This window comes from Dietzia cinnamea NBRC 102147 (assembly GCF_001571065.1).
Taxonomy (GTDB): Bacteria; Actinomycetota; Actinomycetes; order Mycobacteriales; family Mycobacteriaceae; genus Dietzia; species Dietzia cinnamea.
In genome coordinates, this window is sequence record NZ_BCSW01000027.1 from 1 (window position 1) to 14,870 (window position 14,870).

The 14,870-nt window shown below is 71.7% G+C and carries 12 protein-coding genes; 2 read left to right on the forward strand and 10 right to left on the reverse strand.

The annotated features are described in order from the left end of the window. Window positions 1–151: 151 nt before the first annotated feature. The 5 genes from pgl to tkt form a co-directional block, all read right to left on the reverse strand. Complete coding sequence (gene pgl, locus DCI01S_RS10590; protein WP_061229190.1) at window positions 152–880, reverse strand: 6-phosphogluconolactonase; 729 nt, start codon at window positions 878–880, stop codon at window positions 152–154. A 62-nt stretch (window positions 881–942) separates the two neighbouring features. Next, the gene (locus tag DCI01S_RS10595) at window positions 943–1,863 is read right to left on the reverse strand and encodes a glucose-6-phosphate dehydrogenase assembly protein OpcA (RefSeq protein WP_311200786.1); all 921 of its coding nucleotides are present in this window, start codon (window positions 1,861–1,863) and stop codon (window positions 943–945) included. Beyond that, complete coding sequence (gene zwf, locus DCI01S_RS10600) at window positions 1,860–3,440, reverse strand: glucose-6-phosphate dehydrogenase (RefSeq protein ID WP_375545176.1); 1,581 nt, start codon at window positions 3,438–3,440, stop codon at window positions 1,860–1,862. The genes DCI01S_RS10595 and zwf overlap by 4 nt, the downstream gene beginning before the upstream one ends. Then, window positions 3,437–4,543: a transaldolase gene (gene tal, locus DCI01S_RS10605; protein WP_061229192.1), complete on the reverse strand. Its 1,107-nt coding sequence runs from the start codon at window positions 4,541–4,543 to the stop codon at window positions 3,437–3,439. Before tal ends, zwf begins: the two co-directional genes overlap by 4 nt. Then, window positions 4,540–6,651 carry a transketolase gene (tkt, locus tag DCI01S_RS10610; RefSeq protein WP_061229193.1) on the reverse strand — a complete coding sequence of 704 codons (2,112 nt, stop codon included), beginning with the start codon at window positions 6,649–6,651 and terminating at the stop codon, window positions 4,540–4,542. The genes tal and tkt overlap by 4 nt, the downstream gene beginning before the upstream one ends. 283 nt (window positions 6,652–6,934) lie before the next feature. Here tkt and DCI01S_RS10615 point away from each other — a divergent pair, with 283 nt between their 5' ends. Continuing rightward, window positions 6,935–7,843, forward strand: coding sequence for a heme o synthase (locus tag DCI01S_RS10615; protein ID WP_061229215.1), 909 nt, complete (start codon window positions 6,935–6,937; stop codon window positions 7,841–7,843). A gap of 11 nt (window positions 7,844–7,854) precedes the next feature. On the opposite strand, the gene DCI01S_RS10620 is transcribed toward DCI01S_RS10615, so the two are convergent. Beyond that, the gene (locus DCI01S_RS10620; RefSeq protein ID WP_061229216.1) at window positions 7,855–8,823 is read right to left on the reverse strand and encodes a quinone oxidoreductase family protein; all 969 of its coding nucleotides are present in this window, start codon (window positions 8,821–8,823) and stop codon (window positions 7,855–7,857) included. A gap of 114 nt (window positions 8,824–8,937) precedes the next feature. Here DCI01S_RS10620 and DCI01S_RS17870 point away from each other — a divergent pair, with 114 nt between their 5' ends. Then, the gene (locus tag DCI01S_RS17870; protein WP_061229194.1) at window positions 8,938–10,236 is read left to right on the forward strand and encodes a hypothetical protein; all 1,299 of its coding nucleotides are present in this window, start codon (window positions 8,938–8,940) and stop codon (window positions 10,234–10,236) included. A 210-nt stretch (window positions 10,237–10,446) separates the two neighbouring features. Here the strand turns inward: DCI01S_RS17870 and DCI01S_RS10630 are convergent, their stop codons facing one another. The 4 genes from DCI01S_RS10630 to mptB are packed head-to-tail and all read right to left on the reverse strand — an operon-like array spanning window position 10,447 to window position 14,816. Then, complete coding sequence (locus DCI01S_RS10630; protein ID WP_244881701.1) at window positions 10,447–11,442, reverse strand: COX15/CtaA family protein; 996 nt, start codon at window positions 11,440–11,442, stop codon at window positions 10,447–10,449. A 38-nt stretch (window positions 11,443–11,480) separates the two neighbouring features. After that, window positions 11,481–12,272: an ABC transporter permease gene (locus DCI01S_RS10635; RefSeq protein ID WP_061229196.1), complete on the reverse strand. Its 792-nt coding sequence runs from the start codon at window positions 12,270–12,272 to the stop codon at window positions 11,481–11,483. After that, entirely contained in the window at window positions 12,269–13,204 is a 936-nt protein-coding gene (locus DCI01S_RS10640; protein ID WP_061229197.1) for an ABC transporter ATP-binding protein, read from the reverse strand. Before DCI01S_RS10640 ends, DCI01S_RS10635 begins: the two co-directional genes overlap by 4 nt. Window positions 13,205–13,229: 25 nt before the next feature. Then, the gene (gene mptB / locus DCI01S_RS10645; RefSeq protein ID WP_061229198.1) at window positions 13,230–14,816 is read right to left on the reverse strand and encodes a polyprenol phosphomannose-dependent alpha 1,6 mannosyltransferase MptB; all 1,587 of its coding nucleotides are present in this window, start codon (window positions 14,814–14,816) and stop codon (window positions 13,230–13,232) included. Window positions 14,817–14,870 lie beyond the last annotated feature (54 nt).

Genomic DNA, 14,870 nt, shown 5'->3' on the forward strand with positions numbered 1-14,870 from the left:
TGCGCGCTCTCCCATGAGGGAGGGCGCGCACCCCGCTTCGTCGTACCGGGTGATCCGACGTGGCGCCGGGCCGGCTCTGTGGCGCCGGGCCGACTCCGTGGCGCCGGGCCGACGAGCAGTGCCGGGCCGGCTCTGCGGCGCAGGGCCGGCGTCAGCTCACCAGCGAGGCGGCTGGCCCGTCGAGGTGGAAGGTCGTGGACTCGGTGCCGACAGCCCCGGCGACCGGCCAGTCCGCCGGATCAGCACCACCCAGACCCTTCGCGACCGCCTCGGCCTTCCCCTCTCCGGTGGCCACGACGATGACGTGCCGCGACCGGCGCACCGCCGGCAGCGTGAAGGTGAGTCGCTCCGGCGGCGGCTTGGGACAGTCGCGGACGCCCACCGCCAGCCGGTCGGTCTCGGCGATCGCCGGAGTGTGCGGGAACAGGGAGTCGATGTGCCCCTCCGGCCCCATCCCGAGTAGCGTCACGTCGAACAACGGCTCGTCGCCACCGGCACCGGGCAGGTCCACCTCCGTGAGGAACGCCTCCGCGGCGGCGTCGACGTCGTCGAACTCATCTCCCCGCGCCGGCCAGCGGTGGATGGTGGCCCGGTCGCCGACGGCATCGAACAGCACCTCGGCGAGCTGCCCGTCGTTGCGGTCGGGATGACCGGCCGGGACGAAGCGCTCATCCCCGAGGAAGATCGTGACCCGGCTCCAGTCGACCTCGGTTCCGGCGAGGGCGGCGGCCGTCTTCACGCCCACCGAACCACCGGTCAGGGAGAGCGTCGCCCGGCCGGCCGCGGCAACGCGCTCGTTGAGGTGACCGGCCGCGGCGAGGGCGGCGGCCTCCGCGAGGGACTGCGCATCCTCATGGACGAGATGACGGGTGACTGACATCGACGCTCCTGTCGTGGTGGTGGGGTGGGAACGGACGCGGGTGCCGGCCTTCCGGCCCCGGCTCAACGAACCGACGCCGAGGTGTAGATGACGCGATCGTGGTTGGCCAACGCGTCCGCGTACACACCATCAGTGTCCATGCGGCGCAACTCCTCCGCCAGACAGTCGGCCACACTCCGACCCACGAGAGCGACCCGCGTGGGGGACTGCCCGGTGATGCGCAGCTCCGCGGAGGTCGCGCTGACCTGCTCGACGACGATGGACCCGGAGGCCCGCTCCAACACGACCATTCTGGGCCCGACCGCCCGCAGGACGTCGATCCCGAGGCGGGACGCTAGCCACCCGCCGGCGAGATCGACCGACGCCGCACGCTCCGGCCCGCACACGGTGGCGCCCGTGATCGGCTCGAAAGGGGGTCGATCGAGGGTTGCGGCCAGCAACGAACGCCAATGGGTGATGCGCGCCCACGCCAGATCGGTGTCACCGGGGGAGTACCCGGCCGCTCGCTTGGCCAGGGCGTCCGTCGGATGCCCCTCGGCGTCCGAATCGACGATGCGGCGCCGGGCGAGCCGACCCACGCGGTCCTCGGACAGCAGCGTCGGGGAGTGGCGGGGCCACCACACCGCGAGCGGGGTGTCGGGCAGCAGCAGCGGCGTCACGAGCGACGCCGACTGCGACGCCATCGCGCCGGACGTGCGCAACACGACGACCTCCGCCGCGCCGGCGTCGCCGCCGACGCGGATCTGGCCGTCCAGCCGATCGGCGTCGGCGCGCCGCCCCCGGATCACCACGATGACGCGGCACGGGTGCTCCCGGCTGGCCTCGTTCGCCGCGTCGATCGCCGACTCGCTGCCACGGACGTGGTCGGTGATGACGATCAGCGTGAGGACGCGGCCGATCGTGCTCAGGCCCGCCTCCTCGCGGATCTGCACCAGCTTCTTGGCGATCGCGCGGGTCGAGGTGTCGGGTAGGTCGATGATCACGGTCGCCTCCATGCGCGGCCGCTGCGGGCCAGGATCTCGTCGGCGCCCCTGGGCCCCCAGGTGCCCGCCTGGTACTGCTCCGGTTGGCCCTCGGACTTCCACTCGCGCAGGACCGGGTCGAGCAGTTGCCAGCTCAACTCCACCTCACGCGAGACCGGGAAGAGAGACGGCTCGCCCAGCAGCACGTCGAGGATGAGGCGCTCGTACGCCTCGGGGGAGGATTCGGTGAACGCCTCGCCGTAGGCGAAGTCCATGTTGACGTCGCGGACCTCCATCGCGGTCCCCGGTACCTTCGACCCGAACCGCAGGGTGACCCCCTCGTCCGGCTGGACGCGGATCACCAGGGCGTTCTGTCCCAGCTCCTGCGTCATCGTTGCGTCGAAGGGCAGGTGCGGCGCGCGCCGGAAGACGACCGCGATCTCGGTGACACGACGCCCCAGGCGCTTACCGGTCCGCAGGTAGAACGGGACGCCCGCCCACCGTCGGTTGTGGACCTCCAGGGTGATGGCCGCGTAGGTCTCGGTCGCCGAGGACGGGTCGTAGCCCTCTTCGTCCTTCAGCCCGACGACCTGCTCGGAACCCTGCCAGCCACCGGCGTACTGACCGCGCGCGGCGGTCTCGGAGATCGGCAACGCCAGCGAGGTGGACTCGAGGACCTTGGTCTTCTCCGCACGCAGCGCGGCGGCGGAGAAATCGGTCGGCTCCTCCATCGCCACCAGCGCCATCAGCTGGATCAGGTGGTTCTGGATGACGTCGCGCGCGGCACCGATACCGTCGTAGTACCCGGCGCGCCCGCCGAGACCGATGTCCTCGGCCATCGTGATCTGGACGTGGTCCACGTGGTTGGCGTTCCACACCGGCTCGAAGAGCTGGTTGGCAAAGCGCAACGCCAGGATGTTCTGGACCGTCTCCTTGCCGAGGTAGTGGTCGATACGGAACACCGAGTCCTCGGGGAACACCGCCCCCACGACCGCGTTGAGCTCGCACGCACTGGCGAGGTCATGACCGAAGGGTTTCTCGATGACCACCCGGCGCCAGGACCCCTCGGGGCCCCGCGTGCACCCGGTGCGATCGAGGTGCCGGCACACGGTCGGGAAGTCATCCGGGGGGATCGACAGGTAGAACGCGTAGTTGCCAGCCGTGCCCCGCTCCGCCTCGAGCGCGACCAGCTGGTCCGCGAGGCGGTCGAATCCCTCGTCGTCGTCGAAGGTGCCGGTCACGAACCTCAGTCCCGCGGCGAGTTGCTCCCATACATCCTCACGGAACGGTGTCCGGCAGCGCTCGCGGGCCTGTTCGCGGGCGAACGCCGCGAACTCCTCGTGCGCCCACTGACGCCGACCGAACCCGATGAGCGAGAACCCGGGCGGGAGCAGACCCCGGTTGGCGAGATCGTAGATCGCCGGGATGAGCTTCTTCTTGGACAGGTCACCGGTGACGCCGAAGATCACGAGGCCGGAGGGCCCAGCGATCCGCGGCAGACGCCGGTCGCGGGGGTCCCGGAGCGGGTTGACCCATCCCTCGGTGGCCCCTGTAGAACTTTCGGCGTCGGACGTGTCCAGACGGTCGGGGCCGGTCACGAATCCGACGGGATCTCGTCGATCCGCGCCCTCACCGTGTCCATCAGGTCGTCCCAGGCGGTGACGAACTTCTCCACGCCCTGGCGCTCGAGCAGCGCGAAGACCTCGTCCAGGTCGATGCCCTCGGCGCGCAACGCGTCGAGCGTGGCCCGGGAGGCCTCGGCGGTCCCACGGACCGTGTCCCCCTCGACCACGCCGTGGTCGGCGAACGCCTGCATGGTGGCGAAGGGCATCGTGTTGACGGTCCCGCGAGTCACCAACCCGGTCACGTACAGCGTGTCGGGGTATGCCGGGTCCTTGACCCCCGTGGAGGCCCACAGCAGACGCTGCGGCCGGGCGCCGCGGTCCGCCAGCTCGCCGAATCGGCCGGCCGGGTCGAATACCTCGTCGTAGACCTCCTGGCACAGGCGGGCGTTGGCGAGCCCGGCCTGGCCGCGCAGCTCTGACGACTCCGGGAGGCGAGAGTCGATCTCGGTGTCCAGGCGGGAGACGAACACCGACGCCACGGAGTGGATCGACGACAGATCGTGCCCGGCGGCCACGGCCCGCTCTAGGCCGGTGAGGTACGCCTCCGCGACCTTCCGGTATTGGTCCGCCGAGAAGATCAGCGTGACGTTGACGTCGATGCCCTTGCCGATGACATCGGTGATCGCCGGCAGTCCCGCAGAGGTGGCGGGGATCTTGATCATGACGTTGGGCCGGTCGACCGCGGCGGACAGCTCGACCGCCTGCTGGACGGTCTCCGCCGTGTCGTGTGCCAGGCCCGGGTCGACCTCGAGGGAGACGCGGCCATCCACGCCGTCGGTCGCCCGATAGGTCGGCGCCAACAGGTCACAGGCGTCCCGGACGTCTGCGGTGGTGAGCGCGCGGACCACGGAGGCGAGTTCGCGGTCGGCCCGCACCGCCTCGGCGAGGGCGCCCTCGTAGGCCGACGAGTCCGCCAGTGCCGACTGGAAGATCGCAGGGTTGGTGGTCACACCCACGATGGAGTACTCCGCCATCCGCATCTCGAGCTCACCGGAGGCGAGGAGCTGACGGGACAGGTCGTCGAGCCACACGGAGACCCCGGCGGCACTGAGAGCGGCGAGATTGGCGTTGGTCATGATGCCTCCCCTCGGGCGGCCGCGAGCGACTCGCGGGCGGCGGAGACCACCGCGTCGGCGGTGATCCCGAATTCGGTGAACAGGGTCTCGTAGGGCGCGGAGGCGCCGAAGTGCTCGAGCGAGACGGCCCGGCCGGCGTCCCCGAGGAACCGGTACCACGGCATCGCGATGCCGGCCTCGACCGAGACCCGGGCGCGCACGGCAGACGGGAGGACCGACTCGCGGTACTCGGCGTCCTGCTGGTCGAAGAACTCGACACAGGGCATGGAGACCACCCGCGTGGGCACGCCCGCGTCCTCGAGGGTCTCCCGCGCGGCCACGGCCAGCTGGACCTCGGACCCCGTGCCGATGAGGATCACCTCGGGGGTACCCGTCGACGCCTCGGCGAGGACGTAGCCGCCCCGCTCGACACCCTCACGGGCGAGCTGCGCGGTGCCCTCGAGCACGGGCACGTTCTGCCGGGTCAGACACAGCCCCTTGGGCCCGTCGAGCGCCTTCAGCATCGCCCGCCAGGCGGCGGCGGTCTCGTTGGCGTCGGCCGGACGGAGGATCGCCAGCCCCGGGATCGCGCGCAGCGCCGCGAGCTGCTCGACCGGCTGGTGGGTCGGGCCGTCCTCGCCCAGACCGATCGAGTCGTGGGTCCACACGTAGTAGGCGTTGCTGCCCTGGAGCGCGGCCAGCCGGACGGCCGGGCGCATGTACTCGCTGAAGATGAGGAACGTCCCGCCGTACGGGCGGGTGGGGCCGTGGAGTGCGATGCCGTTGAGGATCGCGCCCATCGCGTGCTCCCGGACACCGAAGTGCAGGTTCCGCCCGTAGGGGGAGGCGGTCCACGTGTCGGTGGTGATCGACGTGGGGCCGAAGGAGTCCGCGTTCTTGATGGGGGTGTTGTTGGATCCGGCGAGGTCGGCGGAACCGCCCCACAGTTCCGGGAGCGTGGCCGCGAGGGCCTGGATGGCCTCGGCGGAGGCCTTACGGGTCGCGACGCCCTTGGGGTCGGCCTCCCAGGTCGGCAGGTCGGCGTCCCACCCCTCGGGGAGCTGGCCCGAGTAGAGGCGGTCGAACAGCGCCTTGCGCTCCGGGTTGGCTTCCGCCCAGGCGTGGAACATGTCGCTCCACTGCGCGTGGACGCGGGCGCCGCGGTCGCGGGCCGCACGGGTGTGGGCGATCACCTCGTCCTCGACGGTGAACGGCTCGGTGCCGCCCATCCCGAGGACCTCCTTGACGGCATCGACCTCGTCCTGGCCCAGCGCGGCACCGTGCGCCGCGCCGGTGTTCATCGCGTTCGGCGCCGGGTAGGCGATGATCGTGCGGAGGACGATGATCGACGGCTTGTCCGTGACGGCTCGTGCGTCGGCGATCGCCTCCTCGATCGCTGCCACGTCCTCGCCGCCGTTCACCGTCTGGACGTGCCACCCGTAGGCCTCGTAGCGGGCCGCGACGTCCTCGTTGAACGCGATTCGGGTGTCGTCCTCGATCGAGATCTCGTTGTCGTCGTAGATCGCGATGAGGTTACCGAGTTGCTGCGTGCCCGCGAGCGAGGCCGCCTCGGCCGTGACGCCCTCCTGAATGTCACCGTCGGAGGCGATCACGTAGATGAAGTGGTCGAACGGGCTCTTGCCCGCGGGGGTGTCCGGGTCGAACAGCCCGCGCTCGTACCGTGCCGCCATCGCCATACCGACCGCGGAGGCCAGTCCCTGCCCGAGCGGGCCGGTGGTGATCTCCACCCCGTCGGTGTGCCGCCACTCGGGATGGCCGGGGGTCTTCGAGCCCCACGTACGCAGCGCCTTGAGATCCTCGAGTTCGAGGCCGAACCCGGCGAGGTACAGCTGGATGTACTGGGTGAGTGAGGTGTGCCCGCAGGACAGGATGAAGCGGTCCCGTCCCACCCACGTCGGATCGGACGGGTCGTGCCGCATGATGCGCTGGTAGAGCGTATAGGCCAGCGGGGCGAGGCTCATCGCGGTGCCCGGGTGACCACTGCCGCAATTCTGCACGGCCTCGGCGGCGAGAACGCGTGCGGTGTCCACTGCACGGGAGTCCAGTTCGGTCCAGTCGGATGGGTGGCGGGCGGTGGTGAGCTCGGTGATCTCCGACGCGCTGGTCACTTGTGGTTCTCCCGGGTCTGAGGGTGCGGCGCGGATCCGCGCGTATGTCGTGAACCACCTTAGTGGTCACGGCCGCGGGGGGCGTACCGTCCCCGCCCCCGCTCTTTCGCGGACCGCGCGGGGGGGACGTAGTATCGGCTCGGTAGTGCGTTGACGTCTGCTGCGAGGAGTTCCGGTGCACGATTCCACCCCGACCCGGAGTGGGGGGCCATCAGTCTCCCCTCCAGAGTCCACGGGGCGGCCGGCTCCGGCGAGCGGGCGGGCCCGCGTGGTCGACGTGGTGATGGCGTACATCGCCCTCACCAAGCCGCGGGTCATCGAGTTGCTCCTCGTCGCCGCTATCCCGGCCCTGCTGCAAGCGGATCGCGGGAACATCCACCTCTCCCTGGTGCTGCTCACCCTAGTCGGCGGTTGGATGGGCGCGGCGAGCGCGAACTCGCTCAACATGGTCGTCGACTACGACATCGACCAGGTGATGAAGCGCACCGAGCGCCGCCCGCTCGCCCGCCACGCGATCACCCCGCGTGCCGCGCTGGTCTTCGGCCTGACGCTCGGTGTGGCGAGCATGCTCTGGCTGGGGCTCCTGGCCAACAGCTGGCTCGCCGCCTTCTTCATCCTCATCACGATCCTGTTCTACGTGATCGTGTACTCGATGATCCTCAAGCGGCGGACCGCTCAGAACGTCGTCTGGGGCGGCGCCGCGGGCTGCATGCCGGTTTTCGTCTCGTGGGCGGTCATCACCGACAACCTGCCGGATGGACAGCCCCATAACTGGTGGCAGGCGGTCGTGCTGTTCCTCATCATCTTCTTCTGGACGCCACCGCACACCTGGGCCCTCGCGATGCGTTACAAGGAGGACTACAAAGCCGCCGGCGTGCCGATGCTGCCCGTGGTCATGGGTCCCGAGGGCGTGACCCGCCGCATCACGATCTACACGTGGGTCACCGTGCTGTGCACGTTCGCGCTCATCCCCGCGGCGGGTTGGGTCTACGCGGCCGGCGCGATCGGCTTCGGCGTGTGGTTCATCGTCATGGCGCATCGCCTCGAGGCGGGCGTGCGCCGCGGCGTCGAGGTGAAGCCGCTCAAGCTGTTCATTTTGTCGAACAACTACCTCGCCGGGGTGTTCGTGGCCCTGTCCATCGACGCGGTGCTCGGACTGCAGACCGTGGCGGAGCTCCTGTCGCTGGCCTGACCGGGTCCCGCTCAGCGGTCGGGGTCGAGTGTCACCGAACCCGTCGTCCGCCGCTCCTGCAGGGCTCGGTGCGCTTCCGCGGCCTCTGATAGGCCGAACGTCGCCCCCACCGACAGCCGCAGTGTGCCGTCGACGACCCCTTCGAGGACCTCGCCGGCCCGGCCGCGGAACTCCTCCGTCGTCGCGATGTAGTCGGCGAGGGTCGGGCGGGTGAGGAACACCGATCCGGCCGCGTTGAGTCGCTGCGGATCAACCGGGGGCACCGGACCGCTCGCGGCGCCGAACAGCACGAGCGTGCCGCGCCGTGCGAGGACCGCCAGACTGTCGTCGAACGTGTCCCTACCCACGCCGTCGAAAACGGCGGCGACGCCCCCCTCCGCCAACTCACGCACCCTCTCCGGCGTGGCCTCCGGGTAGAGCAGCACGTGGTGCGCCCCGAGGTCGCGGCAGAGGTCGGCCTTCTCCTCGGTCGAGGTCGTCGTGATCACCCGGAAGCCGTGGGCCACCGCCAGCTGGATGAGGAGCTGTCCGACGCCGCCCGCCCCGGCGGTGATTAGCACGTGATCGCCGGCCGAGGCCCGGTGGGTGTCGGTGATCAGGTAGTGCGCGGTGAGTCCCTGCAGCAGCATCGAGGCCGCCACGTCGTCGTCGATCCCCTCCGGCACGGTGACCACCGACTCGGCGGGGGCGACGACGTACTGGGCGTAGGAAGAGGGCACCTGGCACCAGGCCACCCGGTCACCGGCGACCAGGTCGGGAGTGCCCTCGCCGACCGCCTCGATCACCCCCACGCCTTCGCTACCCGGGACGAACGGCAACTCCCGCGCGTAGACGCCCTCGCGAAAGTACGTGTCGATGAAATTGACCCCGATGGCGCGGGTACGGACGAGCACCTCGCCCGGGCCGAGCGACGGCTCGTCGACCTCCACCGGTGTGAGCACCTCGGGGCCGCCGTGTCGGGAGATCTGGATCGCACGCATGGCGCCCAGTATCCGGTAGGGCGCGGCCCGGCGCAGCCGGAGCGCCGTCACCGGTTCGGGGCAACGCGGGAGTGCCGACCGATCCGCAGCGGGGGAGACGATAGGCTACGCCCCATGAGCCTGCAGATCCTTTCCCAGTACGCCGGGGGGCCGCGAGTCCGGGCCACCGGCCGGTCCGAGATCACCACGACGGGATCCGATACGGCGTCCGAACCCACAGAGTCGTCGACGGCGGCTGAGGAGACGACGGCGGTTCCCGCGGCCGCACAGGCCGAGCCGTCCGGGGCCGGCGTGGACGAGCAGGCTTCCATCGCCCAGGACACACCGGAGGCGGGGGAGCCGGCAGCGGAGGCCGGGACCCCGGAGAAGCCGGCCCCAGCTCCCGCCGCAGCCGGCGGTGCGGGCGGTGCGGGCGGCGGAATCTCGCTCGGCCGTCGCGCCCCGCGCGCCCCGGGGGGAGGTGCGTCGACCCTGCACGGCTCGCGCATCACGGAGCTCGGCGGCGGTTCCGCCCCGGCGTCCTCCGCGTCCGAGCCAACTCCCACCGAATCGGCGCCAGAGGCCGAGGACGCGGCGCCGGCCTCGCCGAAGCCGGCGACCGTCGCTCCCGCGTCCGGTGGCGGCCTCAAGCTCGGTGGCGGCTCCAAGGCCAAGGCCCCCGGCGGCGGTTCGGCCGCCAAGGTCGTGCTCGGGGGCGGCGCCGCGGCTGCCGCGGCGGGAGTTGCCGGCACCGCTGCGCCCGTCGCGGAGGAGAAGACCTCCGGCACCGCTTCGCCGGCCGAGAAGAAGTCCGGCGGTCTCACCCTGGGTGGCGGCTCCGGCGCGAAGGCACCGGGCGGCGGCGCGTCCGGCGGTCTCACGCTCGGCGGCGGGTCCAAGGCGAAGGCCCCCGGAGGCGGCACGTCCGGTGGCCTCACGCTCGGTGGCGGCGCGGCCGCCGCGAAGCAGACCGCGGAGCTCACCGCTGACGCGAAGGAGACCGACGCACCGTCGGCCGCCGATCGCCCGGCCGACGCCCCCGCCGCGTCGCAGCCCGCTGCTGTGCCCCCGGCGGACGAGCCGGCGGAGAAAGCCGAGAAGGCACCGGCCGAGAAGATCGAGGCCGCGCCGGTTCCCGCGGGTCCGACGCCTCCGGCCAAGACGGCCAAGTTCGTGGAGAAGTTCCTCGCCCGCCACGGCGGGTCGGCGGACGTCGTCCTCCAGCCGGTCGGTCGCCGCGGCGTCCGTATCACCCTCGTGGGTGCCGACGGCGTCCTCGGGGACACGATGGTGGACTCGCTGTCCGAGGCCGAGTCCGTCCGCGACGGCATCTCCGGCCTCAGCGGCTCGGACTGGACCCGCGAGCTCGTGTCGCGCACCGATGTCCCGGCGGGGCACTGGAAGCGCATGGCGGGATCGGGCGCTCTGGTCTGACCGCCCGGGCGCCGGACCCGCCCAAGGGCCCGGCGCAGGTGCGTGCCCCCGGGGCCTGGCGCCGGAACGCGGGAATCCGCTACTCCACCCACGGATCCGCTACCCGCACAGGGGTAGCGGATCCGGGAGAGGGGTAGCGGATTCCGGCGTTCCAGGATGTTTCGCGGCGCTGGCGCGGGCGTCGGCGGACGCCCACACCGGGGTCGTCGGTCAACGCACGGCGGACGCGGGGATCCGGTCGCGGATGACCCCTGCGGCCCACAAGGCGCCGGTGCCGGCGGTGATCGCGCCGGCCAGGGTCACGTGTGCCACGACGAGGATTTCCGGGACACCGAGCTGGTACTGGGTGATGCCGATGACCGCCTGCGCGGCGATGAGCCCGATCAGGATCGCGCACCGCCGGATCGCGGGCCCCTCGGTCCGTAACGCGACGAGTCCGGCGAGCAGGCCGATGAGCAGGCAGACGTAGCCGATCATCAGCTCGGCGTGGAAGTGCACGAGCCACTGGATGGGCAGCTGTAGGCGGTCGGCGGCCTCGATGCGGGCATCGCCGGCGTGGGGGCCGGCACCGGTGACCATGGTCCCTGTCGCGAGGACGCCGGCGAGCAGCACCGCCGACAGGGCCGTGAGCCAGGCGAGCGGCCGGGGCACCACACGCTTCGGCGGGGCGGTGTCGTCCTCTCCGATCCGGACGTACAGTACCGCCGCCACCCAGGCCAGGAGCATGGACGGCAGGAGGTGCAGCGCGACGGTCCACCACACGAGGCCGGCGAGCACGGTGATGCCTCCGATTATTGCCTGCGCGACGATGCCCAGCGGCATGGCGAGGGCGAGCATCTTCAGCTCGGTGCGTCGCCCCGCCCGGAAGACCGCCAGGATCAGGGCCGTGGCCACGGCCACCAGGACGAACGTGAGCAGTCGGTTGCCGAACTCGATCGCCTGGTGGATGGCGGGCCCGGCGCCGGGCACGGGGACGAAGCTGTCCTGGTTACAGCGTGGCCAGGTCTCGCACCCGAGTCCGGAGGCGGTCACGCGGACGGTGACGCCGGTGGTCATGATGCCGATCTGGGCGATCACGTTGGCCAGGGCGATGCCCTTCTGGACCCGCAGGGACGGCATCGGCAGCCGGGAGAGCGGACCGCCGGATCCCTTCGACGCTGGCGCGGCCGGGGCTCCGGCGGTCGGGGCGTGCGATGTCGAGGTCACGGCCCCGATTCTAGGCCGCGCGCCGCCGGTCTCTGCTATCAGGTGAACGAGAAGTGACGCACGGCAAACCCGCCGCAGACGGCGGTCCACAGTGCCAGGGACAGCGCGGCCAGTGCGGGTACCCCGCCGCCGGTCGCGGTGACCAGTGCGGTGGTCAACGCGTAGGAGGGTACGACGACGAGGAGGTCGTGGGCCACGGTGGGGAGATCAACCACCCCGATCGCGAGTCCGGCCCCACCGATGAGGACGAACCAGATGAGGTTGGCCAGCGCGAGGACGATCTCCGCGCGCAGGGTGCCCCCGAGGAGCAGCCCCATCGAGGAGAACGCGACCGAGCCGAGGGCGACCGCCACGCCACCGAGTGCGAGTCCGGCGGGGTCGGGACGCCATCCGAGTACGGCCGCGATGGCTCCGAGGATTACGGCCTGCCCGGCCACCAGCGCCAGGGTCGCGAGCATCTTGCCCGCGATGATGACGGCCGGCGGCAGCGGGGTCCCACCCAGGCGTTTGAGTGCGCCGTAGCGCCGATCGAAGCCGACGGCGATCGCCTGCCCGGTGAACGCGGTCCCCATGACGGAGATGGTCAACACCGCGGTGATCGCGTAGTCGATCCGCGGCTCGGGCACGGCGCCGAACTCGACGGCGGTGAGGGCGAACAGGATCGCGACCGGGATGACGAGCGCGACCAACAGTTGCTCGCCGTTGCGCAGGAACAGTGCCAGTTCCATGCGGGTCTGCGCCGCGGTCATCCGGGCGACGGACGCCGGGGCGGACGGCCGGGCGAACGTGCCGGGGGCGAAGCGGTTTCCGCTTTCGGGGGCGTGGGTCATCGCAGTTCCCGTCCGGTCAGGTCGAGGAAGACCTCCTCGAGGCTCCTGGTGCGGGTGGCCAGGGAGGTGAGCTGCACGCCGGACCGCTCGAGCGCGGCGCACATCGCTGTCATGAGGGCGGGGGAGACGGGCCCGTGGACCTCGAGCACGCCGGCGGCGGTCCCCGCGGCGACGGTGTGCTCGTCGCCGAGGACGTCCGCGAGCAGGGACGGGGACACCTCGCCGTCGACGACGAGGGTGACCCCCTCGGCCGCCCCGGCGCGTTCGAGCTCCGCCGGACTGCCGGAGGCGACGCGCCGCCCGTGGTCGACGATCACCACCTCGTCGGCGAGCGACGCGGCCTCGTCCATGAGGTGGGTGGTGAGCAAGACGGCCGCGCCGTCACGACGCAGCGCGCGAACGAGGTCCCACACCGCCCGTCGTGACTGGGCGTCGAGGCCGGCGGTGGGTTCGTCGAGGAACACCAGCTCCGGCCGTCCGATCACCGCGATCGCGAGGGACAGTCGCTGCTGCTGCCCGCCGGAGAGACGGCGGTAGGGGGTCCTCACGTGGTCACTGAGGCCGAGCTCGCCCAGGAGCCAGTCCGGGTCGAGGGGGTCGGCGTAGTAGGAGGCCACAAGGCGGAGCATCTCGCCGACACGCGCGGCCGGGTAGGCGCCGCCGCCCTGCAGCATCATCCCGATGCGGCTGCGCACCCGCTGGCGGTCGGTCACCGGGTCCAGTCCCAGGACGCGGACCGTTCCGGCGTCGGGGCGCACGAACCCCTCGCAGATCTCCACGGTGGTGGTCTTACCGGCGCCGTTCGGCCCGAGCAGCGCCATCACCCGACCACGGTCGAGCCGCAGGTCCAGACCCGCGACGGCGGTGGTCGCGCCGAACCTCTTGACGAGTCCCTCGACGTGCAGTGCGGGGGAGTCCGTCGATGAGGTCACGGATGCCGATTGTAGGCCCGTCCGGCTAGCGGTACCGCAACAGCCCCGGCCACCGGAAGAGGGCGATCAGCAGGGTCGCGACGATCACCACCGTCGCCGCCCACGCCTGGACGGTGACGAACGGCGGCAGGCCCGCACCGGGGGGCAGGGTGAAGCACGCGAGCACCGCGCTGACCGCGACCACGGGTACGCGGAACTCCCAGCGGGACGCCCACGCCGCGAGCGGGACGAGCGCCCACAGGATGTACCACGGGTGCACGACGGGGAAGCACAGCACGATCGCGGCCATGGAGACCCCGAGCCCGCCGACCGGGTCGATGCGGCCCGACTGCACCGCGAAGAGCATGCGCACGGTGAAGGCGCCGGCGACGACCAGGGCCGCGGTCTGGACCATCACGAGGATCTGGGCGGTGTGGTCGCCGAGCCCGAGGTACTGACCGATCCCGCCGACCAGCACGCCGAGCGCGGTCGGCGGGGACAACCAGCTCCGCAGTGACGTGGCGGCCCCGAGTTTGGTGACCCAGCCGAAGCCCGACGACGTGACGGCCATCGCGACGGCGGTCGTGAGCCCGGAGATCAGCAGCATCACGGCGGCCGCGCGGACCGTCGCCCGCCAGTCCCCGCCCCAGCGGCGGGCCAACGCCATTCCGACGAACCCCAGCGCGACGATGGTCGGCAGCTTGACCAGCGCCGACCCGGTGATCAGCACGGTGCCCAGGACGAAGAGCGGGATCGACCGACTCGGGGGGGCGACGGATTCCACGGCCCGGAGGGACAGGACCAGGCCGACCGCCAGGAGTCCCATCATGAGGGACTCGGAGTGGATCCCCGAGACCAGGTGGAACAGCACCAGGGGATTGGCGACCGCCAGCCACAGCGCGGCCACGTCCGAGACGCCGCAGTATTCCGCCAGGCGCGGCACCGCCCAGCCGAGCATGAGGATCCCGATCACGGCGACGACGCGGTGCAGGACGGTGCCCGCCACCACGTCGTCCCCGGTGAGCGAGTGGATGGCCTTCTGGACGCCGAGGTAGAGCGGCCCGTACTGGTTGGGCGTGTCGCGCCAGATGTCGGGGACGTTGATCGTGAGCGCGTGTCCGGCCCCGAGCGCTGAGACCGGTCCGCGCTCGTAGGGGTCGTCCAGTGCGTTGCCGATGGCGCCCTGGGCGAGGTAGCTGTACACGTCCTTGCTGAACATCGGGGGAGCGAGCGCCAGCGGGAGCGCCCACGAGGCGATCACCCTGTCGAGCGTCGCCCGGTCGATCCGCCCGCTCATCCGGCCCCGGCGATCGCGCCCCAGCACGTACGGGGCGAGGAGCAGCCAGCAGAGCGTCACCACGACCATCCCGGCCATGACCACCGTCATCGACGACTGCTGGAGGCGGAGCCAGAGCCCGAACAGGCGCTCACCGGCGATCGGGTTCTGCAGCACCGGCAGCGCGCCCGCGCCGAGCGCGCCGACCGCCATCGCGACGGACGCCGTGGTGCCGATACGCCGGATGCGCCACAGTCGTGCCATCTCCGCGGACGGCGGGGAGCCCGTGAAGCGCTCCTGCGTGTGCAGCCGGGAGGTGACCGAGCCGGCACCACGCACCGGGACGTCGCGTCGCATGGTCTCGTCCCTCCTCCACCTCCGCCGTCAGCATGTCCGGCCCCCGCGGGGCGC

Excerpts from the sequence above, each read along its gene's own strand:
- pgl (WP_061229190.1), bottom strand. The coding sequence starts at position 880 with ATGTCAGTCACCCGTCATCTCGTCCATGAGGATGCGCAGTCCCTCGCG.
- tal (WP_061229192.1), bottom strand. The coding sequence starts at position 4,543 with ATGACCAACGCCAATCTCGCCGCTCTCAGTGCCGCCGGGGTCTCCGTG.
- DCI01S_RS10615 (WP_061229215.1), top strand. The coding sequence starts at position 6,935 with ATGGCGTACATCGCCCTCACCAAGCCGCGGGTCATCGAGTTGCTCCTC.
- DCI01S_RS10620 (WP_061229216.1), bottom strand. The coding sequence starts at position 8,823 with ATGCGTGCGATCCAGATCTCCCGACACGGCGGCCCCGAGGTGCTCACA.
- DCI01S_RS17870 (WP_061229194.1), top strand. The coding sequence starts at position 8,938 with ATGAGCCTGCAGATCCTTTCCCAGTACGCCGGGGGGCCGCGAGTCCGG.
- DCI01S_RS10635 (WP_061229196.1), bottom strand. The coding sequence starts at position 12,272 with ATGACCCACGCCCCCGAAAGCGGAAACCGCTTCGCCCCCGGCACGTTC.
- mptB (WP_061229198.1), bottom strand. The coding sequence starts at position 14,816 with ATGCGACGCGACGTCCCGGTGCGTGGTGCCGGCTCGGTCACCTCCCGG.